Source organism: Aliiroseovarius sp. (assembly GCF_965228805.1).
Taxonomy (GTDB): Bacteria; Pseudomonadota; Alphaproteobacteria; order Rhodobacterales; family Rhodobacteraceae; genus JASBTN01.
On sequence record NZ_CBDDIE010000003.1, the window covers coordinates 3,456,004 to 3,475,888 of the forward strand.

Annotated in this window: 23 protein-coding genes and 1 tRNA gene; 10 read left to right on the forward strand and 14 right to left on the reverse strand. The window is 64.0% G+C overall.

All coding sequences use genetic code 11. The features are described 5' to 3' along the window. Nucleotides 1-37 precede the first annotated feature (37 nt). On the reverse strand, nt 38-865 hold the full coding sequence (locus ACO07D_RS18160) for a fumarylacetoacetate hydrolase family protein (protein ID WP_421704340.1): 828 nt from the start codon (nt 863-865) through the stop codon (nt 38-40). A gap of 101 nt (nt 866-966) precedes the next feature. Between ACO07D_RS18160 and ACO07D_RS18165 the strand changes: the two genes are divergently transcribed. Both ACO07D_RS18165 and ACO07D_RS18170 read left to right on the forward strand, forming a co-directional pair. Further along, a complete protein-coding gene (locus ACO07D_RS18165; protein WP_421704341.1) occupies nt 967-2,793 on the forward strand; it encodes a M3 family oligoendopeptidase in 1,827 nt (608 codons plus the stop codon). Further along, complete coding sequence (locus ACO07D_RS18170) at nt 2,790-3,278, forward strand: GNAT family N-acetyltransferase (RefSeq protein WP_421704342.1); 489 nt, start codon at nt 2,790-2,792, stop codon at nt 3,276-3,278. Before ACO07D_RS18165 ends, ACO07D_RS18170 begins: the two co-directional genes overlap by 4 nt. 41 nt (nt 3,279-3,319) lie before the next feature. On the opposite strand, the gene ACO07D_RS18175 is transcribed toward ACO07D_RS18170, so the two are convergent. Both ACO07D_RS18175 and ACO07D_RS18180 read right to left on the reverse strand, forming a co-directional pair. Beyond that, entirely contained in the window at nt 3,320-3,850 is a 531-nt protein-coding gene (locus ACO07D_RS18175) for a hypothetical protein (RefSeq protein ID WP_421704343.1), read from the reverse strand. A gap of 197 nt (nt 3,851-4,047) precedes the next feature. After that, complete coding sequence (locus ACO07D_RS18180; protein ID WP_421704344.1) at nt 4,048-5,169, reverse strand: serine/threonine protein kinase; 1,122 nt, start codon at nt 5,167-5,169, stop codon at nt 4,048-4,050. Nucleotides 5,170-5,503: 334 nt separating this feature from the next. Here ACO07D_RS18180 and ACO07D_RS18185 point away from each other — a divergent pair, with 334 nt between their 5' ends. Beyond that, nucleotides 5,504-5,941, forward strand: a complete 438-nt coding sequence (locus tag ACO07D_RS18185; protein WP_421704345.1) for a hypothetical protein — start codon at nt 5,504-5,506, stop codon at nt 5,939-5,941. 166 nt (nt 5,942-6,107) lie between these two features. On the opposite strand, the gene ACO07D_RS18190 is transcribed toward ACO07D_RS18185, so the two are convergent. After that, nucleotides 6,108-6,377 (reverse strand): DksA/TraR family C4-type zinc finger protein, encoded by a 270-nt coding sequence (locus ACO07D_RS18190; RefSeq protein ID WP_421704346.1) that lies wholly within the window; start codon nt 6,375-6,377, stop codon nt 6,108-6,110. A gap of 87 nt (nt 6,378-6,464) precedes the next feature. Further along, entirely contained in the window at nt 6,465-8,207 is a 1,743-nt protein-coding gene (locus ACO07D_RS18195; protein WP_421704347.1) for a sulfatase-like hydrolase/transferase, read from the reverse strand. Nucleotides 8,208-8,325: 118 nt separating this feature from the next. Here ACO07D_RS18195 and ACO07D_RS18200 point away from each other — a divergent pair, with 118 nt between their 5' ends. Beyond that, nucleotides 8,326-9,501: a dipeptidase gene (locus tag ACO07D_RS18200; protein WP_421704348.1), complete on the forward strand. Its 1,176-nt coding sequence runs from the start codon at nt 8,326-8,328 to the stop codon at nt 9,499-9,501. Between the two features lie 264 nt (nt 9,502-9,765). Here ACO07D_RS18200 and ACO07D_RS18205 read toward each other — a convergent pair whose 3' ends face one another. From ACO07D_RS18205 to ACO07D_RS18215, 3 genes are all read right to left on the reverse strand, one after another. After that, on the reverse strand, nt 9,766-10,749 hold the full coding sequence (locus ACO07D_RS18205) for a Gfo/Idh/MocA family protein (protein WP_421704349.1): 984 nt from the start codon (nt 10,747-10,749) through the stop codon (nt 9,766-9,768). Nucleotides 10,750-10,819: 70 nt separating this feature from the next. Then, nucleotides 10,820-11,716: an RNA polymerase sigma factor RpoH gene (rpoH, locus tag ACO07D_RS18210; RefSeq protein ID WP_421704350.1), complete on the reverse strand. Its 897-nt coding sequence runs from the start codon at nt 11,714-11,716 to the stop codon at nt 10,820-10,822. Between the two features lie 153 nt (nt 11,717-11,869). Further along, entirely contained in the window at nt 11,870-12,910 is a 1,041-nt protein-coding gene (locus ACO07D_RS18215) for an RluA family pseudouridine synthase (protein WP_421704351.1), read from the reverse strand. Here ACO07D_RS18215 and ACO07D_RS18220 point away from each other — a divergent pair. Together ACO07D_RS18220 and ACO07D_RS18225 are read left to right on the forward strand one after the other, a co-directional pair. Further along, nucleotides 12,909-13,244 (forward strand): DUF6476 family protein, encoded by a 336-nt coding sequence (locus tag ACO07D_RS18220; RefSeq protein ID WP_421704352.1) that lies wholly within the window; start codon nt 12,909-12,911, stop codon nt 13,242-13,244. The two genes, ACO07D_RS18215 and ACO07D_RS18220, sit on opposite strands and share 2 nt — an antisense overlap. 83 nt (nt 13,245-13,327) lie before the next feature. Continuing rightward, the gene (locus ACO07D_RS18225; protein WP_421704353.1) at nt 13,328-13,810 is read left to right on the forward strand and encodes a hypothetical protein; all 483 of its coding nucleotides are present in this window, start codon (nt 13,328-13,330) and stop codon (nt 13,808-13,810) included. 54 nt (nt 13,811-13,864) lie between these two features. On the opposite strand, the gene ACO07D_RS18230 is transcribed toward ACO07D_RS18225, so the two are convergent. Then, a tRNA-His gene (locus ACO07D_RS18230) sits at nt 13,865-13,941 on the reverse strand. A gap of 104 nt (nt 13,942-14,045) precedes the next feature. Between ACO07D_RS18230 and ACO07D_RS18235 the strand changes: the two genes are divergently transcribed. After that, a complete protein-coding gene (locus ACO07D_RS18235) occupies nt 14,046-14,246 on the forward strand; it encodes a DUF6324 family protein (protein ID WP_421704354.1) in 201 nt (66 codons plus the stop codon). Between the two features lie 12 nt (nt 14,247-14,258). Here the strand turns inward: ACO07D_RS18235 and ACO07D_RS18240 are convergent, their stop codons facing one another. Continuing rightward, nucleotides 14,259-14,441 carry a hypothetical protein gene (locus ACO07D_RS18240; RefSeq protein ID WP_421704355.1) on the reverse strand — a complete coding sequence of 61 codons (183 nt, stop codon included), beginning with the start codon at nt 14,439-14,441 and terminating at the stop codon, nt 14,259-14,261. Between the two features lie 14 nt (nt 14,442-14,455). Continuing rightward, nucleotides 14,456-14,914, reverse strand: coding sequence for an MmcB family DNA repair protein (locus tag ACO07D_RS18245; protein ID WP_421704356.1), 459 nt, complete (start codon nt 14,912-14,914; stop codon nt 14,456-14,458). Nucleotides 14,915-15,016: 102 nt separating this feature from the next. Here ACO07D_RS18245 and ACO07D_RS18250 point away from each other — a divergent pair, with 102 nt between their 5' ends. Then, a complete protein-coding gene (locus tag ACO07D_RS18250) occupies nt 15,017-16,528 on the forward strand; it encodes a trimethylamine methyltransferase family protein (RefSeq protein WP_421704357.1) in 1,512 nt (503 codons plus the stop codon). A gap of 251 nt (nt 16,529-16,779) precedes the next feature. Further along, on the forward strand, nt 16,780-17,472 hold the full coding sequence (locus ACO07D_RS18255) for a nitroreductase family protein (RefSeq protein WP_421704358.1): 693 nt from the start codon (nt 16,780-16,782) through the stop codon (nt 17,470-17,472). A 62-nt stretch (nt 17,473-17,534) separates the two neighbouring features. Here ACO07D_RS18255 and ACO07D_RS18260 read toward each other — a convergent pair whose 3' ends face one another. Then, nucleotides 17,535-17,882, reverse strand: coding sequence for a hypothetical protein (locus ACO07D_RS18260; protein ID WP_421704359.1), 348 nt, complete (start codon nt 17,880-17,882; stop codon nt 17,535-17,537). A gap of 116 nt (nt 17,883-17,998) precedes the next feature. On the opposite strand from ACO07D_RS18260, the gene ACO07D_RS18265 reads away from it, so the two are divergent. Then, complete coding sequence (locus ACO07D_RS18265; protein WP_421704360.1) at nt 17,999-18,427, forward strand: hypothetical protein; 429 nt, start codon at nt 17,999-18,001, stop codon at nt 18,425-18,427. Nucleotides 18,428-18,868: 441 nt separating this feature from the next. Here ACO07D_RS18265 and nusB read toward each other — a convergent pair whose 3' ends face one another. Together nusB and ACO07D_RS18275 are read right to left on the reverse strand one after the other, a co-directional pair. Next, nucleotides 18,869-19,336, reverse strand: a complete 468-nt coding sequence (gene nusB, locus ACO07D_RS18270) for a transcription antitermination factor NusB (RefSeq protein WP_421704361.1) — start codon at nt 19,334-19,336, stop codon at nt 18,869-18,871. Then, entirely contained in the window at nt 19,333-19,884 is a 552-nt protein-coding gene (locus ACO07D_RS18275) for a 6,7-dimethyl-8-ribityllumazine synthase (protein WP_421704362.1), read from the reverse strand. Before ACO07D_RS18275 ends, nusB begins: the two co-directional genes overlap by 4 nt. Nucleotide 19,885: the final 1 nt, after the last annotated feature.

Consider the following 19,885-nt stretch of genomic DNA (forward strand, 5'->3'; position numbering starts at 1 on the left):
CCTCGACCTATCGGTGATTTCCTCGTTGTCCAGGATCTCAGTCCGCAACCACCCTGGCCGCCTGCCGACCCAGCCCGTCGATGGTCAGGCTAATCTCATCCCCATCACGCAGATAGGTCGGCGGGGTCCTGCCCATGCCCACACCCGGCGGGGTGCCGGTGGCGATCACGTCGCCCGGGTGCAGGGTCATCAGCTGGCTGAGATAGGAAATCACCTGCGCCACGCCAAAGATCATCTTCGACGTATTGCCCGTCTGCATGCGCTGACCGTTCACCTCCAGCGCCATGTCCAGGTCCTGCGGGTCGCCAACCTCATCCGGCGTGACCAGCCACGGACCAATCGGGCCGAACGTGTCGCAGCTCTTGCCCTTGGTCCACTGCCCCGCACGCTCGATCTGGTATTCGCGTTCCGAAACGTCATTGACCAGCACATAGCCCGCCACATGGTCCAGCGCCTCGGCTTCGGGTACATATTTCGCGGGCTTGCCGATCACCACGCCCAGCTCGACCTCCCAATCGGTTTTCTGTGAGCCGCGCGGCAGGCGGATGGGATCGTTCGGCCCGCAAATGGCCGATGTCGCCTTCAGGAACAGGATCGGCTCGGGTGGCGCGTCCATGCCCGCCTCTTCGGCGTGGTCCGAGTAATTCAGACCAATGCAGAGGAACTTGCCCACACCGGTCACCGGTGGGCCCAAACGAGGTGTTCCCTCGACCAGAGGCAGGCTTTCGGGGTCCACGTCCGGCAGATCAGCAAGCACCGACCCCGACAGGTCCGTCACCAGGCCCGACAGGTCGCGCAGCCGCCCCTGCCCGTCCAGCACGCCGGGCTTTTCCGCCCCCTCTGCCCCAAATCTTACAAAACGCATACCAGTCTCCTTCTTTGCGCCGACCCTAGCCGCGTGCGGGGCGATTGCAACCGCTCCGCCCCCATCCTATGTCTTGGCGAACAGACAATTTCGGAGCCGACATGACCCGCGCCATTCCCTCGCCGCTTTACGATGCAAATGCCACTGCCGGGGGCCAGCCCCTGGGCGATCTGCCCGAATGGGACCTGACGGACCTCTACGCCGCGCCGGATGCGCCGGAACTGGCGCGCGATCTGGACTGGCTGGACCAGGCCTGCCCCGAGTTTGCCGCCACCTACCAGAGCAAGCTGGCCGAGCTGGACGCGGCGGGCATGCTGGCCTGTATCGCGGCTTACGAAAAGATCGACATGACCTCCGGCCGGATCATGTCCTATGCCGGGCTGCGCTATTACCAGAACACCACGGATGCCGAACGCGCGCAGTTCCTGCAGAACTGCCAGGAGCGCATCACCGATGCTTCCGCCGCGCTGGTCTTCTTCACGCTGGAGATCAACCGGATCGAGGATGAGGCGCTGGATGCGCTGTTCGCTGCCGACGCCGCATTGGCCCGCTACAAACCGATCTTCGACCGGCTGCGCGCCATGCGCCCGCACCAGCTGTCTGATGAGCTGGAACAGTTCCTGCACGACCAGTCCACCGTTGGCGCCGCTGCCTGGAACAAGCTGTTTGACGAGACCATCGCAGGGCTTCTGTTCGAAATCGACGGCGAGGAGGTCAACCTTGAGGCCTGCCTGAACCAGCTGACCGAACAGGACCGCGCCAAACGCGAGGCCGCCGCGCATGAACTGGCCCGCGTCTTCGGCGAGAACGTCAAGACCTTCGCCCGTGTGCACAATACCCTGGCCAAGGAGAAAGAAATCGAGGACCGCTGGCGCCAGATGCCGACCCCGCAGACCGGGCGCCACCTGTCGAACCATGTCGAGGCCGAGGTGGTCGAGGCGCTGCGCAACGCCGTGGTCGCGGCCTATCCGAAACTCTCGCACCGCTATTACGAGCTGAAACGCAAGTGGCTGGGGCTGGATGTCATGCAGGTCTGGGACCGAAATGCGCCCCTGCCGATGGAGGACGACGCGGTAGTCAACTGGGACCAGGCGCGTGCGACCGTTATGGAGGCCTATGGCGCCTTCGATCCGAAAATGGCCGAGCTGGCCGAGCCCTTCTTCGACAAGGGCTGGATCGACGCGGGCGTGAAACCGGGCAAGGCCCCCGGTGCCTTCGCCCACCCGACCGTCACCAACGTGCACCCTTACGTGATGCTGAACTACCTGGGCAAACCGCGCGACGTCATGACGCTGGCCCATGAGCTGGGCCACGGCGTGCACCAGGTGCTGGCGGCGGATCAGGGCGAGCTTTTGTCCTCCACCCCGCTGACCCTGGCCGAAACCGCGTCCGTGTTTGGCGAGATGCTGACCTTCCGCAAACTGCTGGACGCGGCCGAGACACCAGAACAGAAGAAGGTTCTTCTGGCCGGCAAGGTCGAGGACATGATCAACACGGTCGTGCGCCAGATCGCCTTCTATGACTTCGAATGCAAACTGCACGCCGCCCGCGCCGAGGGTGAACTGACCCCCGACGACATCAACGCCCTGTGGATGTCGGTGCAGGCGGAAAGCCTGGGCGAAGCCTTTGAATTCATGCCTGGGTACGAGACCTTCTGGGCCTATATCCCCCACTTCGTGCACTCGCCCTTCTACGTCTACGCCTATGCCTTCGGCGACGGGCTGGTGAACGCGCTCTACGCGGTCTATGCGGAGGGCGACCCGGACTTCCAGGCCAAGTATTTCGAGATGCTGCGCGCCGGTGGCTCGAAACACCACTCAGACCTGCTGGCCCCCTTCGGGCTGGACGCCTCGGATCCCGCGTTCTGGGACAAGGGGCTCAGCATGATTTCGGGCTTCATTGACGAGCTGGAGGCGATGGAGGGGTGAGCACCTACACCCTACGCTCAGCAACACCAGAGGACGCCGCCGGGATCAGCGGCGTCCTGATGGCAATTGTGGCAGCGGGCAAACGCACGAAAGCGGCGGATGAGGCCTTTGTGCTGACCCATTACGTCGAAGACCCCGAGCGCCTGCAATGCACCGTCGCGGTGGAGGCAGATGGCACCGTCCTGGGCTTTCAATCGCTGAAATGCGCCACGCCAGGCAATGTCTATGGCACGCCCGTGGGCTGGGGCATCATCGGCACCCATATCCACCCGGGTGCCGCCCGGCGCGGGGTGGGCAAGGCGCTTTGGACGGAAAGCCTGAGGGTCGCCGGGGAGGCCGGCTTGGCCTCCATCGAGGCGCTGATCGGGGCAGGCAACCTGGAAGGCATCGGCTATTACGAGGCCATGGGGTTCCGCACCTACCGGCTGGAACCGGGCGCGGTGGGCAAGCGGTTCGATCTGGTGTCTCCGGGACAAGCAGGATGATTCCGGTATCATTGACGAGCTGAAGGCAATGGGGGGTAAACCTACCGCCTGTACAATTTGGTTGAGATGAACCCGTTGATTGCGCGGCAATTGTCGCGGTCAACGGGGGCCGAGAGCCGTGCGCGGTGGCAGAGCGTCCCGTCAAACACAGCTTCAAGATTGCCAACATCACCCCAGACATCGAAATACAGGACCTCTAGCGTGAACGGGTTTCCACGACTGCTCCAAAACGGGCCGCTCATCCCTTGCGGAAGAAAGAGCATGTCCCCGGCCCGAAGGAAGCTGCCTTGACCCTCCTGTTGCACCAATAGGAGCTCGAAACTGATCGAATCCTGGTTGGGCTGTGCCGCATCGGCAACCGCTTGAATGGCGATTTCATAGCCCAGTCGCACCGGATCGAACTCGCCCGAGTGAACCGGCCCGGATTGCCGCTCGATCGTGACAACCTGCCAGGATCTGAGCCCGCCCTGCCAATTGGCATCAACCTGTCCGACCACCTGCGCATGGCCCTGCCCGGACCCGAGGCAGACCAGCAGAAGCGCCAAGACAAGACACAAACCGCGACCACGCATGCGCTCAGGCTAGCCCATGGCGCGGTGGAGTGACAATCTGGAAGGTATCCGGCCCACGAGGGATGGGACTTCGCACCTGCCACCTGCAACTGCGGTCCGGGCAAGCGGGTCGATCTGCCTCGAACCCTGCCCCCTGCCCCAACGGAAAACCCCGCGCCGTTCCTGACGCGGGGTTTCTGTTTTCAAAGGCCGGGCTTTCACAGGTTCGGGAAGTAATCCTCACACTCGCCGTCGCGATAGACATCCGCCGTGCAGCAGTGCAGGCCCCCGCCAAAGGCATAGGCGTCGCGCAGCTCGACCTCGACCACTTCCATGCCGAGCTTGTCCATCTGTTCGGCCTGGTAGACTTCGGATTTCTCGACACAGACGGTTTTCGGGTCCAGCACCAGCACGTTCATGCTGAGCCAGGTCGAGGAATAGCACAGGGGCGGCGGGGTGTTGTGCGCGGGCTGGGCGGCGTCGACAATCTCCCAGCCGTTTTTGCTGAACATCTCGCGCTGTTCCTCCGGCAGGCGACGTTGCGGATTGTTGACGATCAGGCCTGGGCGCAGCGGGGTAAAGGTGGCGTCGATGTGGATCGGGTACGGATCGCCCGGGAAGTTCACCGTGTGCACGCGGTGATCAGGGAAGTGGCGACGCAGCCATTCGATGCCCTTGAGGTTGGTGGTAAACCCGTGCTGCACCACCAGGTCACGGCCGAAACGCAAGACGTCTGCGGCGTCGAACAGCGGCTCCTCCTCGGTGGTGACAAAGAACTTCTCGGCGGCCCATTCCAGGCGTTTTGCCACACCGATCTTCTCGGACAGGTAATCCGGGTGATAGTCCGCGTCGGTCAGGCGCGGCTTCGGCGCGGCTTCGTGGCGGAACCGCGGATCTTCTTCCCAATACTTCTGCAATAGCGGCCGGTAGTTCAGATATTCGAACCAGCGGCAGCGATAGGACATGGTCGCTTCCAGCATCTCGTGCCCCACGGTCAGGAGCACATCGCGGGGCGGCATGCAACCGAACTGGCTGTCAGTGTGGAAGTCGGGCGTCGTCACCGGCTGCGAATGGTCGATGGACACGGGGCGGTCGACGCGAATGCCACGGCCACGCAGTTGGTCGGCAAAGTTGTCCAGAAGCTCGTTGGCGCGATCAATCGTCTCCTGCGGGCGGCGGCCCCACTGGCCGCGCATGTCGCTGTCCTCGGGCACCTTGGCGTCCAGCGCGGGTTCTTCCGGCGGGATATGACAATCATCGGCACGGCCCACGATCACATGGCGCAGCGTGTCCCATTCATTCCAGCTTTTGACTTCGGTTTTGTCCGGCGACCAGGCCATGGGTGCCTCCCTTTGAGGGGAGACAAGGCGGGGCCTTCAATCTCCCGATTGAAAGTCCCGGCGTACAGGAGCGTGAATGGGGCAAGAGCGGATGCCCTGCGGCGACGCCATCGCCGACAAGCCCTCGCCGTGTCTTAGCACCGACCACCCCCGTGGGAAAGCTCATTTGCACGTCATGCGGGCGGTTCACCCAAGCGTCTGACAACCGCCTGTGACCTGCCCGCGTCCAGCTTTGTGACTTCGGCACACTGCGTCATTCCTTCAACTTGACATTGAACGCCCTTTGAGTTGAGTAGCCCATGAGCAATGCTATTCGAGGTAATTGGAGCCCCTCATGAAATTCACCAAAGCGATTTCCACCACCATCCTTGCCGCCACCCTGGTCGCAGCGCTGCCCGCCCTGGCCCTGCCCAAAGGCGTGACCCGTCAGATCAAGGTTGATGACAGTTTCCACGACGGGGTGATCGGCTGGACCGCAACCGCGCCGCGCATGACCTATGTCTACAAGCTGATCAATGTGGATGGCATGATCGAAGTCTGTGGCGCCTACGCGGTTGAACATGGTCCAAGTTCGTCTTTCAACCAGTTTCTGCGCGACAGTGCCTACAAAATCAACGGCAAGCGGGTCGTGAAGGGGTTGAAATACTGGAACCGCGTAAAGCTCAGCGAGCTGGGCGGTGCCGTGGCCAATTGCAAGAGCACCGGCGTTCCCGCCAATGCAGCAATTGGCGAAAAGGGCATCTCTTGGTCGCGCCGCGCTTATCGAATCTGACCGTCGAAACACAGCCATCTCAGTGAACGAAGAAGCGCCACAAAGAACCTCCGCAAGTTCATTGACGCGCCGACCGTGTCATCTGCCCCCGCCATTTACGGGTCACGCCTTGTAACCTGAGATCACGTCAGACGGAAAAAACCTGAGCCGTCGCCCTCTCGGCGGCTCATTTCAATTGACTATCCTTCGAGCCGCGCCGGTTTATCCCCGGCCGCGTCTTGAAAGCAGCGTCGCGGTCACGCACACAGTCGATGCAGAGTTTGACCCCGGGCAGGGCCTGACGTCGCGCTTCGGGGATTGGTTCCTCACATTCCGCGCAATGGGTCAGACTTTCGCCCACGGGCCTGGCCTTGGCACGCATGCGCTCCAGCTCTTCATTGATCGAGGCTTCGATCTGTTCACCAACCGCGCCGTCGCGGCTCCATCCGCCAGCCATGGGATCCTCCTTGCGCGTGGGGTGCGTGGCAGATCAGCTTAGGCCCGCGCGGTCAAGCTGTCCAGACAGCCGAACTGCGCCGGGATATCATTCGGTCGCAAGGGCATCCGGCCCCTGCCAGATGATGGCAGACAGATCGGCATCCCGGGCCAAGCGCCGGTCGATCTCGGCGGTGCCAAGCTGGCCTACCAATGTCTCATGCCCGGGCTGGAGCAGGGAAACACCCATCCCGGCCTGGCTGCCCGCCAGACCATAGCCCAGGCTTTCCAGGATCGTCGGATAGATATCCAGCATGCTGCCCGGCGTGCCGGTCCGCCCCGGCGCCTGACCGGCCCCCAGGAAGATCGCCGTGTTGTGACGTTCCAGCTTGCTCAACTGCGGCGTGGCCGAAACCATCTTGTGGGCAAGGTGGTCGCTGACCAGCACCACAAGCGTATCTTCGGGCGGTGAAATGGCGAACAAGCGGGCGACGAAATCCTCGGTCAACTCGGCCAGGCAGCGCACGCCGCGCAGGATGTCCTTGTGGGTCGGCCCCTCTCCCGGCCCGCGACAGGGCGGCGACAGGAAGGCATCCGGCCCATGCGGGCCGATCGTCTCGATCACCAGCGCCCACGGGGCACCCGCTGCGCTGAGCGCAGCAGCACGATCCAGCGCGGCCTCGTAGACCACGCTGTCATGCACCCCCCAGCGCATGAGTTCATGGGGCGGCCCCGCATGCCTGCGGCCCGGACCAGGCGGCGGCGGAGGCGGAGGAGGTCGATGTCCGGCACCCGGCGGCGGCGGCGGCGGCGAAGGCGGTGGAGGTCGATGCCCGGCGCCCGGCGGCGGGGGACGCAGGTCGCGCAACCCGATGATCCTGTCGAACCCGTGCAATCCGTAGAACCGCTCGATCCCGCCGTAATCCACGGCGGCGCCCACCAGGAATTCGGCCGTGTAGCCGCGGTCGGACAGCACATCGCCCAGGCAAAAATGACCAGGCAGGAAATCACCGCCCCGCCGCGCCGCCCGCTTGGTCGGCATCAGCCCACGCGGCACCAACGGCAAACCGCATTGCGCGGCCACCATGCCGGCTATGGAATGACCGATAGACTCGATCTGCTCCACCCCTTCAAACACACGCCCCCCCTCGCCCATCCGGCGCAGCGGTTCATAGGCGTCACCGAACAGACCACGCGCGCCATAGGTGGCCTCGGTGCCCTCAAGGAACACCAGAACCAGGTTCAGTGGGCGTTCGGGTTCCGCCGTGATTTCGACCGGGGAAAATGCCGGGTGAATCGGATCGACCGGAAAGAACCGGTCCCAGACCGAAATCTGGAACAGGAAGACATGCAGGGGGTTGATCGCCAACATGCCGATCCCCGCCGCAACAAGGGACAAGGCGGGCTGCGGCAGCCTGCGCAGGCCGCTCTGCCCCAGATGCAGGAACACGATGACCAGGAAGAAGCTGACCACGCCCGGCAGGATCAACCAGGTGTCCAGCTGGCTGCCCATCCCCTCTTGCACCGTGAACAGCACGGCGCTGAAGTTGTAGGACCCGAACAGCTGTTGCAGGGTGGCCCAGGGCAAAAGCAGTATGCCGGCGGTCCAGAAGAACACACGAACCCGGCGCGACACGTCACGCCGCCGGTCGTGATGGGCCCGCAGGCCTGGATGGAGCCCCACCAGCAGGGCCAGCACGAAACAGGTCAAGGCCAGGCTGCCGACCACCACATGATCGCCCGGCGTCGCCCGCCCGGCCCGGTCTATCAACCAGCCCCCGCCCAGCAATGTGAGCAGCAACAGGAACCAGCGCAGGACCGGCAGGACCCTGAAGTTGAGAACGCCCTTCACCACATAGACCTCATGTCATGCGCAAACATATCGTCGAAAACCCGACCTAATTACGCGACGTGACTGTTGGAAACAAGTGTAGACCCGTTATCAATTTCCCGTGATACGGGAGGATCTCATGCGCACATTCGGAAAATGGTTGGGACGGTTTCTACTGTTGATGGCTCTTGCCCTGGCGGGCTTTTTCATCTTCGCCCCGGGGATCGTGGAACATGGGCGCAACGGGGTGACAGAGCATCCGCCGTTTGAGGTCTCGGACGAGGCCCGCGCAGTTCACGCAGCGCTGGTGATCGGCGACTGGCATGCCGACAGCCTGCTGTGGAAACGCTCGATCCTGGACCGGGCGGATCGTGGCCATGTGGACCTGCCGCGCCTGCGCGAGGGCAATGTGGCGGTGCAGGTGTTCACGGCGGTGACCAAAAGCCCGGCGGGGCAGAATTACGAAGCGAACGCGACGGACGCGCGCGACAATATCACCCTGCTCGCCATCGGACAGCTCTGGCCGATGCGCACCTGGCAATCGATCTATGAACGCGCGGCCTATCAGGCGCAAAAACTTCAGGCGATCGAGGCCGAGGCGCCCGACCAGCTGAAGATCATCCGAACCGTCACCGACCTGGACGCGGTGCTGGCCGCCCGGGCCGAGGGCAGCCGGATCACCGGCGGCATCCTGGGCATGGAGGGCGGTCACCCGCTGGAAGGTGACTTGGCGAACCTCGACCGGCTCTGGGACGAGGGCTACCGCCTGATGGGCCTACAACATTTCTTCGACAACGAGCTCGGCGGCTCGCTGCATGGGCAGGGCAACCTGGGGCTGACCGAGTTTGGCCGCACCGTTGTCGCCCGGCTGGAGGCGGAGGGCTGGATCATCGACCTGGCCCATTCCAGCCCGCAGGTGGTGCGCGATGTGATCGACATGACCAACGTGCCGCTGGTGGTCAGCCACACCGGCGTGCACAGCCATTGCGAGACCAAGCGCAACCTGCCGGACGCCTTGATGCGCGAGGTGGTGGCCTCGGGCGGGGTGATCGGCATCGGATACTGGGCCGATGTGACCTGCGACGACAGCCCGGCGGGCGTGGCCGCGACGATCAAGGCGGGGATTGCCGCTGTGGGCGAGGACGCGGTGTCCCTGGGGTCGGATTATGACGGGTCGGTCACCACCGGGTTCGACACCTCCGAACTGGCCGCCCTGACCCACGAGCTGATCGCGGTAGGGCTGACCGAGGCGCAGATCGCCAAGGTCATGGGCGGCAACATGATGCGGGTGTTGCGGGAGCGGCTGCCCAACTAGCATCTCTGCCAACTTGAGCCGAGGTTAAGCGACGGGGCGGCGCCCGACCTGGGTGGGCGCCCGCAAAGATCGAAGTGGGGCGAACGGACCGCCTCAACCGACACCATGGTTCTGGTTGATCTGTTGCAAGAGCGCCCTCCCGTGGGGATGAGAAAGGGACCGTCGCCCCAGTGGGGCGGTGAAAGCCCTTTCGAACGGGCGCCGCCCCGCTGCGCGGTGCGGGGTGTCATCTTCACCTTCGCGCAACAACGATTGAGGTAGGCCCTACCCCACCTCGCCTGCGACTTCCGACGCAAAAATCCGATCGATCATCTCCTGCGTACCGCGCGAGAACTCCAGCGGACATGGATAGGCCTCACCCTCATGGATCGCTCGCCCGAAGGCCTCGACCTGCAGCTCGTACTGCTGCGCGGTGGTGAACCGCTCCCGGGTGAAACGACCCTCCTTGGTGCGCAGCTCCACCTCGGCCTCACCGTAACTGCCCGCGTTGAAGGGCGCGGACAGACGCATGACCGCATCGCTGCCGTGAAACACCATTTCCTGGAACAGCGACATGCGCATGGACACGGTGAACTCGGCCCCGAACCCGTCGAAATCGGCGCTGACACGGCTGTAGGTATCGACGCGGTTTTCCCACCCGATCTTCGCGCGCACGGCCCAGGGCTCCTGCCCGGTGACGAACCGTGTGGCACCATAGGGATAGACGCCGATATCACGAATGGCACCGCCGCCGGTTTCCGGACGGTTACGAATGTTGCCCGGGTCGGCGGCATTGTTATAGGCGAAATGGCCCTGCACATGCACCAGATCGCCCAGAGTACCCGCCTGGTAGATCTCTCGCGCCCTCCGCCATTGCGGGTGATGCAGGATCATGTAGGCTTCGGCCGCCAGCAGCCCGGTCTCGTCGCGCAGGGCAATCAGGCTGTCGATCTCGGCCGTGCGCATGGCGATCGGCTTCTCGCAGAGCACATGTTTCCCCGCCCTCAGCGCCCGGCGCGTCCATTCGACATGCAGGGTGTTCGGGAGCGGGATGTAGACCGCGTCGATATCCGGGCGCGCGAGCAGCGCATCATAGTCGGTTTCGACCTCAAGATCCGGACAGAACGCCTTGAACGGGTCGGCCTTCTCTTCGGTCGATGTTCCCAGCGCCACCAGCTTCGCGCCTTGGGCTGCGTGGATCGCGGGCCCCATGTGCTGGAGCGCGAACTTCCCCGCCCCCAGAATGCCCCAGCGTGTCAGATGTGCCATTGTCCCCTCCCGACAGAAAACCCGCCCGCAGCATAGCCACGGGCGGGGTCAAATCAAACGGCGCACCCGATCAGGCGCTTTCCAGCAGCCCCCGTTCGGCGGCCAATTGCTGCATGCGTTTCTGCAGTTTCTCAAATGCGCGCACCTCGATCTGACGGATGCGTTCGCGGCTCACGCCATAGACCTCGGACAGGTCCTCCAGCGTGACCGGCTTGTCCTCCAACCGGCGGCGGGTCAGGATGTCGGCCTCGCGTTCGTTCAGCACATCCATGGCAGCTGCCAGCATCTCGCGGCGCACGTCCAACTCGTTCTTTTCGGCATAGTCGCCGGCCTGGTCGGCGTCTTCATCCTCCAACCAGTCCTGCCACTGCATCGCGCCCTCACCATCGGCCGAGATGGTCGCGTTCAGCGACGCGTCCCCGCCCGACATGCGGCGGTTCATCGAAATGACTTCGTCCTCGGTCACATTGAGGTCGTTGGCAATGCGCTTGACGTTCTCGGGGCGCAGGTCGCCATCCTCCAGCGCGCCGATACGCGCCTTGGCCTTGCGCAGGTTGAAGAACAGCTTCTTCTGGGCGCTCGTCGTGCCCAGTTTCACCAGCGACCAGGACCGCAGAATATACTCCTGGATCGAGGCGCGGATCCACCACATGGCATAGGTCGCCAGGCGGAAGCCCTTTTCCGGGTCGAAGCGTTTCACCGCCTGCATCAGGCCCACATTGGCCTCGGATATCACCTCGGCCTGGGGCAGGCCGTAGCCGCGGTAGCCCATCGCGATCTTGGCGGCCAGGCGCAGGTGCGAATTCACCATCTGATGCGCCGCGTCGCGGTCCTGATGGTCAACCCAGCGCTTGGCCAGCATGTATTCCTCTTCCGGCTCCAGCATCGGGAACTTCCGAATGTCCTGAAGGTAGCGGTTCAGACCGCCTTCGGGTGTTGGGGCCGGCAGGTTCTTGTAATTGCTCATGAACTCTCCAAGGGTCTCACTGTCGTGCGCTCGAATGTTTCGAGGCTTAACATTCATATGGGGGCCCAACTCCCGTGTTCAAGGGGTCGGGGCCGAAAGTCCTTCACATTATGAACCTTCCTTCGGTGCGCCGAAAGGGCGGAAAGCCTGACCTCACGGCGTTGTGCGCAAGGTTTCAATCAGCACAGCCATGTCATTGGGCATTGGGGCGGCGAAACGCAGATCTTCGCCCGTAACCGGGTGGATAAAGCCCAGCGTGGCGGCATGCAGCGCCTGACGGGGGAAGGTGCGCGCAGCCTCCACGCCGCCCTCGCCCACCGCCTTCACGTTCAGCTTGCGCCGTCCACCATAGGTCTGATCGCCAATGAGCCCGTGGCCGGCGTGGGCCATGTGCACACGAATCTGGTGGGTGCGGCCGGTTTCCAGCCAGCATTCGACCAGGGTGGCCTGGGTCGGGTTGCCGAACCGATCCACCACCCGCGCGCGGGTGACCGCGTGACGCCCGCCGGTGAACAGCACCGCCTGACGCTGGCGGTCGGTCTTGTGACGCGCGAGCTGCGTGGTGATCTTGAGGATATTGCCCGGCTCAAAACTCACGCCCTTGACCCCGGCCAAACGCGGGTCGGCGTGGTCGGGCACACCATGCACCACCGCATGGTAATGGCGCTCGACCGTATGTTTCTCGAATTGGCTTGCCAGGCCCTGATGCGCGGCATCGGTCTTTGCCACCACCAACAGTCCCGAAGTGTCCTTGTCGATCCGGTGCACGATGCCCGGTCGCGCAACGCCACCTACCCCCGACAGATTGCCGCCGAAATGATGCAGCAGAGCATTCACCAACGTGCCCCCGGGCGATCCGGGTGCCGGGTGCACCACCATGCCCGCAGGCTTGTTCACCACGATCAGGTCGTCGTCCTCGAACAGGATCTCCAGCGGAATGTCCTCGGGGCCGATATGGCTTTCCTCGGCCTGGGGCACGGTGACCTCCAGCACATCGCCCTCGGTCACGCGGCCGCGTGGGTCGTCCATCACCTCGTCGCCCCGTGTCACCGCCCCGTCGGCGATGAGCTTGGCCAGGCGCGAGCGCGACAGGGCCGCTTCCTCTGGCACATCGCGGGCAATCGCCTTATCAAGGCGCTTGGGCGGGTTTTCCCCGATCACGATCTGAACCACGGCAGAGGGCTCTCTGGACATGAACGATACTCCGATTGAGGATCCCGGCACGCCGCCGCCCGGTCTGGACGGCACGGTTCGGTTCCTGAAGATCCTTGTCACCACGCTGACCGTGACGACCATTGTGGGTCTCATAGTGCTGATTTCGGTGATTGTCATGCGGGTTCAGGCGATGGATGCGCAAACGGGGGCCGTCACCTTCGAAGACCTGACCCTGCCCAACGGAGCCGCCGCCATCGGCTACACCAAAGGGCGCGACTGGCACGCGGTGGTGACCGATGATGACCGCATCCTGATCTATGACAGCGAAACCGGCGCGCTGCGCCAGGAAATCACCGTCGACACCATGCGCTAACCCGGCATTGACCGGACCTGATTCATTCTCCTTTAGGAGAGGCCGTGCAACCTTCCCGCACCCAGAACTCACGGAGGTTACACATGACATTCAAATCGATCCTGACCGGCGGCCTGCTTGCCAGCCTTGTCGCGACGACCGCTCAGGCCGCCAGCGTTGCCAGTAAGGCAGATGTGGACGGGGTGCGCGACGCGGCTTTCGCGGCGGTCGAAAGCATGGGAATGGAGGCCGCGATGGCCCATATGGGCGACCCATCAAACGGCATGCTGGACCTGGCGGGTGCCGGGCTGCACACCTTCGCCGTCACCCGCAACCACATCATCGTCTTCGACCATTCCGGCCAGACCGACAGCGGCATGGACCTGTCCGAATTCCTCATGCCGGATGGGCGGCCGATCACCACCTGGCTGGTGGATTGGGCCGAAGCCGGGCCGAACGGCGGTGGCGGCGTGATGGATTTCCCTCATCCGGGCACATCGGAGCCGGGCGAGGCCTATTTCACCTGCCGTTTCCTGACCGATGGCGACACGCTGCTGTGCGCCGGAGCCTGGAACATGACCGGTTGATCATCGGACATAGCTCGAGCACCCCCTGCGCACCTATCTTCCAATTTTGGGGGATGGTACCGACACCCCGGCTCGAACGGGGGACCTCTTGATCCACAATCAAGCGCTCTAACCTACTGAGCTATGTCGGCACGCTCGGGGGATGTACCCGGCCCGAACGGGGTTTGCAAGGGGTGGGGTTGAAAAAATCTCACCCCGCGCGTAAGCCCTGCGCATACCCCAGAAGGAGGCCATCATGGGCATCAACTCGCAAAGCGAAATCGCCGCAGACCTGCAGATCGGACCGACCGACCAGGGCATGGTGCGCATCTATGTCGCCGGTGGCGGGGTCGAGCTGCCGATGGATTTCGACCCCGAGGAAGCGATCGAAATCGCCGAAGAGATTCGCGCCGCCGCCCAGCAGGCGGAAGCCCTTCAGGCCAAGGGCAAGAAGTAACCCCGCGCCTGATCAGCGATGCACCTCGCCGGGGCCGATCAGCTCGAATCCGGTGATCTCGAATTCATAGAGTTCCGACCCGTCCGATGTCTCGGCCCGGGCAATCAGCTTGCCGTCAAGGTGAAATACCGCGTGGGCCGTGTGCAGCGCGCGGTAGCACCAGTCGCCGTCAGGATAGTAGTATTTGATCATCATCGTCCGCCCCTCCTCTAGGACGTTGGCCCGCTCAGCGCCGCCACGCCGGGGTCGCGCAAGGCGTGCAACCGTCGCGCCGCATGTTGGGCGAATTTCTGGATCAGCACCTTGCGCCGGGCGGGGGCCAGCTTGTCCTCCGCCCCCATGCGAATGATCTCGGCATCATAGGCATCGGCGATGATCAGCCCGGTGCCGTCCGGTAGCAATTCGGTGGGAAACTCCGCATCCACCGCCCAGAAGTAACGGTCGCACCATTCCAGATAGCCCTGCCACTTGTTGTCCGAGGTAAAATCCGCCCGCGAGGATTTGCATTCGATCACCCAGATCTCGCCCTTCGGCCCCAGCCCCATCACATCGACGCGCAGGCCGCGGGAGGGCACGAACTCCTCGATCGAGACAAAGCCATGGGCTGGCAGGTGGCGGGCGACGCCACGGGCCAGAAGTTGGCCGGGTTGGAGGGGGATTTCACTCATGAGAAAACATGAACAAGACGTGAACATAATGTCAAGCGGCCTGCCGAAAATCATGTCGCAAACGAGACAGTGCGACACGGGGAATCGCGCGAGCCTGCCTCTATGACCCGACGCTCCGCCCGAAAACTGCCTTCGCCCCCTGCCCCCACCGCGCATACTGGCCCGATCCGTGCCCCCTTCGCGCCGCAGCCGTCCCTGTCCGAGGCCCGCATTGCCGAGATCCACGACACCGCCCTGCGCGTGCTGGAAGAGCTGGGTATCAGCGTATTGGATGATGAAGCGCGGGGCGTGTTCCAGGCGGCGGGTGCCCGGGTCGAGGGCGACATGGTCTTCCTGGGTCGCGACATCGTGGCGGAAGCGCTGACCACCGCGCCGAAGAAGATCACCCTGGCGGCGCCAAACCCCGACCGCTCCGTGCCGCTTGAGCTTGGCCGCCTGGGCTACGGTCCCGGCGCGGGCTGCCCGAATGTGACCGACCGGGTGGGTGGGCGCCGCCCCGGCACGCTCAAGGATTTCGAAAACGCCCTGCGCCTGTGTCAGCATTTCGACGCGATCCAATTCCTCGGCCCCTGTTGCGAGCCACAGGATGTGCCCGCCGCCACACGCCACCTCGCCTTCCTGCGCGCGCAGCTTCAGCATTCAGACAAGGCGCCGTTCCTATTTGCGCGCGGACGCGCACAGGTAATGGAGGCGCTGGAGCTGCAGGCCAAGGCGCTGGGGCTGGATGACGCCACCTTCCGCGCCACGCCCCATTGCATGACGGTGATCAACACCAATTCGCCGCGCCTGCTGGACCGGCCCATGGGGCAAGGCATCCTGGATTTCGCTCGCATGGGGCAGCTGTCGATCATCACCCCCTTCTGCCTGGCGGGTGCGATGGCGCCGATCACCATCGAAGGCGCGCTGGTCCTGCAACATGCCGAAGCGCTGATGGGCATTACGCTCGCCCAGCTCGCCCGCCCCGGCGCGCCGGTGATCTACGGCGCCTTCGGGTCGAATGTGGACATGAGGTCCGGCGCGCCTGCCTTCGGCACACCGGAGCAGATCCGCATGACCCTGGCCTCCGGCCAGCTCGCGCGCCACATCGGACTGCCCTGGCGCTCGGCCGCGGGCACGGCAGCGAACCTGGCCGACGCCCAGGGCGCTGGCGAGACTCACATGGCGCTCTGGGCCACGCTTTTGGCAGGCGCGACCATGACCTTCCACGCCGCCGGGTGGCTGGAAGGCGGGCTGACCTTCGGGTTCGAGAAATTCCTGATCGACGTGGAGGCCCTGCAGATCCTGCAATCTCTCGCCATGCCGCCCGAAGACGGCACCGACGTGCTGGCCTGGGAGGCCCTGGCGGATGTGCCCCCCGGCGGGCATTTCTTTGCTACCGAGCACACGATGGCGCGCTTTCGCGACGCCTTCCACCCGCCCCTGGTGGCGGATCTGTCCAACCACGGCACCTGGTCGGCGGCAGGCGGGTTGGACACGGAAACCCGCGCCACCGCCCTGTGGCAGCAGATCGTCGCTGAGGCCGCGCCGCCCGACGGGGCCGAGGCCCGGGTCGCGCGCATTGCCGAGGATATCGCACGGATCGAGGCACGCGGCGGCACGCCGATCCTGGATTGAGCCCCGAACCGCTACCCCTTGCAGCCAGCCCCCCGACCGCCTATCTACGGCTCTGGCGGTTCTGCCCTTCTCGTCACCATGAGGTAAAATTCCGGTGGCCTTAAGCAATTCCGAGGGAGCTGGCTCTGTCATGGCCGTGGCCACGTTACCCGGCACCCACCTGTATATACAGGTCCTCGGGAATTCAGACCTCGACGGCTGCGTGCGGTTCCGCCACTTTTACATCCACACATGTCTTTGGGAGGGGACGGATGTTTTCACGTGATCAGTTGAGCTATGAGGCGCTGCCGCTGCCCGACCGGGCCGATCTGACGGATGCCGAGATGCTGGAAGCCGTGCAGGGTTTCTATGACCAGATGCGGCGGCGCCATACGGTGCGCGATTTCTCGTCCCGCCCAGTGGCGCGCAAGGTGATCGAGGCGGCCATTCGCACTGCGGGCACCGCGCCTTCGGGGGCCAATCACCAGCCCTGGAGCTTTGTTGCCATCGCCAACCCGGCCTTGAAATCGCGCATCCGCGCAGAGGCCGAGGAGGAAGAGCGCCGCTTCTACGCCGGTGGCGCGGGCGACGAATGGCTGAAGGCATTGGAACCCATCGGCACCAACGAGGACAAGCCGCACCTGGAAATCGCCCCCTGGCTGATCGTGATCTTCGCCCAACGCTGGGGTGAGTTCGACGATGGCACGCGGTTCAAGAACTACTATGTGCCCGAAAGCGTGGGTATCGCGACCGGGTTTCTGATCGCCGCCCTGCACCAGGCCGGGCTGGTCAGCCTGACCCATACGCCGAACCCGATGAAGTTCCTGAACGAGGCGCTGGGGCGGCCTGCCTCCGAGAAACCGGTAATGATCCTGGCCGTGGGCCATCCCGCCGAAGATGCCAAGGTGCCCGCCGTTGCCAAGCTGAAGAAACCGCTGGACGACATCCTGACCGTGTTGGAGTGAGCCGCTAAACCGAAAACGCCCCACCGATCCGGCGGGGCGTTTTTCGTTGGATGGGACCGGGCTCAGCGGCGGTGCAGATGACCCCGACTCACCGGACCCTGACGCGGATGCCCCTTGGCCGTGGCCTCGACCCGCACCGGAATGTCGGTCGCTACTGGCGCGCGCGTACCCCGCGTGGGCGTATCGTCCTTCGCCTCCATCCGCATGATCGAGATCGCGAATTGCACGCCCGAGAAGATGATGCCGTTGAACATGAACAGCATGATCACTGCCACCACTCCCATGTCCGAGGTCGAGATCAGGTGCCACAGGTTGCCCACATTGGCCCAGAGCAGCAGCGCCACGAAGACCGCCGACAGGGCGAAGCCGATCAGAACCTGACGGATGTAGAGGCGCACAAGCTTGGGCATGGGACACTCCCGGTTTGGAATCACTCTATTCAGCCTAGCGCATATGCGGGTGAAGGAAAGGGGCACCATGTCACATCTGCGTATGCGGGCGGACATGCCACCGACTTGACCCAGACTTGACCTATGTCGTGGAAGACCCACTCTGCCCGCCGCATGATGCGCGCGACTCACAGATCCCGGAGCCCGACATGACCCTGCCCCGCCTCACCGCCCTGATTGCCCTGATCGCCGCCCCCGCCCTGGCCGAACCCGTGGTCCTGACCGACGAAGCTGCCTTCCGCGCCTATGCCGTCGACCGCCCGATGGGCTTCGGCATCGGCGACCAGGTGATCCACGCCGACGGCACCGTCACCGGCGAGGTCTACGGCCCCGGCAAGTTCACCGGCACCTGGGCATGGCGCGAAGGCTTCTACTGCCGCGTGCTGGACATGGGCGGCGAAGTCACGCCCGAGGACTGCATGGTGGTGCAGAAGGTCGACGAGGAAACCATGCGCATGGTGCGGGAGCGTGGTGAGGGGCGGACGTATGAGTTTACGTTCAAGTAGGCCCTCGGACTAGAGGCTGCGCTAGCCCATAAACACATAGGAAAAAGGGGCGTCAATTGACGCCCCTTTACTGGTCAAAGCTTCTATCAGTTGCCCCAAAGCCAGCTCAACCAGGACAGGTTGATCGAGACCTTGATACGGATGCTTCCGCCTTTAAGACCACTGGCTTCGAGAAGCAGGGATGCAGACATCGCAGTCCTCCTATCTCACCTGCGTGGGGGTCCCTTACAGTAGGCGGCACCACGCAACAGGCCAGCTTGCCGCGATGTCGTTTTCAAGTCATCTGATGCTCGCGGCCAGCCCCGACTATTCCGGTGAACTCCGAAACGTGTAGGATTTCAGGTTCTTGGGAAGAATATGGGAGCGTGAAGTGAGTTTTCAACGCGCAATCAGAAAGAACTGTGCACGCGTTGCTCGTGGCAGCTCCCACCGTGACTTGCCTCAGAACGCCTCGGGCTTCGCTTCGCGCGCCATGTGGTCCAGAACGGCATTGGCAAACTTGGCCTCGTCCCCTTCCGGGAAGAAGGCCTTGGCCACGTCGACGAACTCGACGATCACCACCTTGGGCGGGGTCGCGCTCTGCATCAGCTCGGCACCGGCGGCGCGGAAGAGCGCGCGCAGGGTCGGGTCGATGCGGGCGATCGGCCATTTCGCCACCAGCGCGCGGTCGGTCGCCTGGTCGATGGCCGCCTGGTGGTTCACCGCGTCCTCGATCAGCTTGCGAAACAGCGGCGTGTCGCCTTCGGCCATGGTGTGGGTGTCGAATTCCTCGCCAAAGCGGTGATCTTCGAACTCCACCCGCACCCGGTCCACGGTCTGGCCGGTCTGCTCCATCTGATAGAGCGCCTGCACGGCAAAGAGCCGCGCGGCCGATTTCATCTGACGTTTCTGGTTGCCGGACAGGGTCATGCGCTGGGTGTATCCTTCATCTCGCCCGCCAGCTTGTAGGTCTCGGGCAGGGTCTTGAAACCGATCCCCTTGCTGGCGCCGGCCCATTTGCGCGAAAGCGCGACCAGATGCAAGGCCGCAGCGGCCGCGCCGCCCCCTTTGTTCTGGTCGTTCACGTCGGCGCGGACCTCGGCCTGGGGGCGATTTTCGACGGTCAGGATGCCGTTGCCGATACACAGCCCCTGCAGCCCCATCAGCTGGATCGCGCGGGAGCTGTCGTTACAGACGGTGTCATAATGCGTGGTCTCGCCACGGATGACACAGCCCAGGGCGACATAGCCGTCGAAGTTCGACAGGCGGTCGGCCATGGCGATGGCAGTAGGCACTTCCAGCGCGCCGGGCACTTCGACAATGTCCCAAGTGCCGCCAACGGCCTCGATTTCGGCCTTGGCACCGGCGACCAGGTTGTCGGCAATGTCCTTGTAGTAAGGGGCGACGACGATCAGGATCTTGACCGGCTTGTCAAAGCTCGGGCGGTCCAGAATGTAATGCTGTTCAGCGGTGGCCATG

Bases quoted from the DNA above. Each gene is read 5' to 3' on its own strand.
- ACO07D_RS18160 (WP_421704340.1), bottom strand. From the start codon at position 865: ATGCGTTTTGTAAGATTTGGGGCAGAGGGGGCGGAAAAGCCCGGCGTG.
- ACO07D_RS18165 (WP_421704341.1), top strand. From the start codon at position 967: ATGACCCGCGCCATTCCCTCGCCGCTTTACGATGCAAATGCCACTGCC.
- ACO07D_RS18175 (WP_421704343.1), bottom strand. From the start codon at position 3,850: ATGCGTGGTCGCGGTTTGTGTCTTGTCTTGGCGCTTCTGCTGGTCTGC.
- ACO07D_RS18180 (WP_421704344.1), bottom strand. From the start codon at position 5,169: ATGGCCTGGTCGCCGGACAAAACCGAAGTCAAAAGCTGGAATGAATGG.
- ACO07D_RS18185 (WP_421704345.1), top strand. From the start codon at position 5,504: ATGAAATTCACCAAAGCGATTTCCACCACCATCCTTGCCGCCACCCTG.
- ACO07D_RS18190 (WP_421704346.1), bottom strand. From the start codon at position 6,377: ATGGCTGGCGGATGGAGCCGCGACGGCGCGGTTGGTGAACAGATCGAA.
- ACO07D_RS18200 (WP_421704348.1), top strand. From the start codon at position 8,326: ATGCGCACATTCGGAAAATGGTTGGGACGGTTTCTACTGTTGATGGCT.
- ACO07D_RS18205 (WP_421704349.1), bottom strand. From the start codon at position 10,749: ATGGCACATCTGACACGCTGGGGCATTCTGGGGGCGGGGAAGTTCGCG.
- rpoH (WP_421704350.1), bottom strand. From the start codon at position 11,716: ATGAGCAATTACAAGAACCTGCCGGCCCCAACACCCGAAGGCGGTCTG.
- ACO07D_RS18220 (WP_421704352.1), top strand. From the start codon at position 12,909: ATGAACGATACTCCGATTGAGGATCCCGGCACGCCGCCGCCCGGTCTG.
- ACO07D_RS18215 (WP_421704351.1), bottom strand. From the start codon at position 12,910: ATGTCCAGAGAGCCCTCTGCCGTGGTTCAGATCGTGATCGGGGAAAAC.
- ACO07D_RS18225 (WP_421704353.1), top strand. From the start codon at position 13,328: ATGACATTCAAATCGATCCTGACCGGCGGCCTGCTTGCCAGCCTTGTC.
- ACO07D_RS18235 (WP_421704354.1), top strand. From the start codon at position 14,046: ATGGGCATCAACTCGCAAAGCGAAATCGCCGCAGACCTGCAGATCGGA.
- ACO07D_RS18240 (WP_421704355.1), bottom strand. From the start codon at position 14,441: ATGATGATCAAATACTACTATCCTGACGGCGACTGGTGCTACCGCGCG.
- ACO07D_RS18245 (WP_421704356.1), bottom strand. From the start codon at position 14,914: ATGAGTGAAATCCCCCTCCAACCCGGCCAACTTCTGGCCCGTGGCGTC.
- ACO07D_RS18250 (WP_421704357.1), top strand. From the start codon at position 15,017: ATGACCCGACGCTCCGCCCGAAAACTGCCTTCGCCCCCTGCCCCCACC.
- ACO07D_RS18255 (WP_421704358.1), top strand. From the start codon at position 16,780: ATGTTTTCACGTGATCAGTTGAGCTATGAGGCGCTGCCGCTGCCCGAC.
- ACO07D_RS18260 (WP_421704359.1), bottom strand. From the start codon at position 17,882: ATGCCCAAGCTTGTGCGCCTCTACATCCGTCAGGTTCTGATCGGCTTC.
- nusB (WP_421704361.1), bottom strand. From the start codon at position 19,336: ATGACCCTGTCCGGCAACCAGAAACGTCAGATGAAATCGGCCGCGCGG.
- ACO07D_RS18275 (WP_421704362.1), bottom strand. From the start codon at position 19,884: ATGGCCACCGCTGAACAGCATTACATTCTGGACCGCCCGAGCTTTGAC.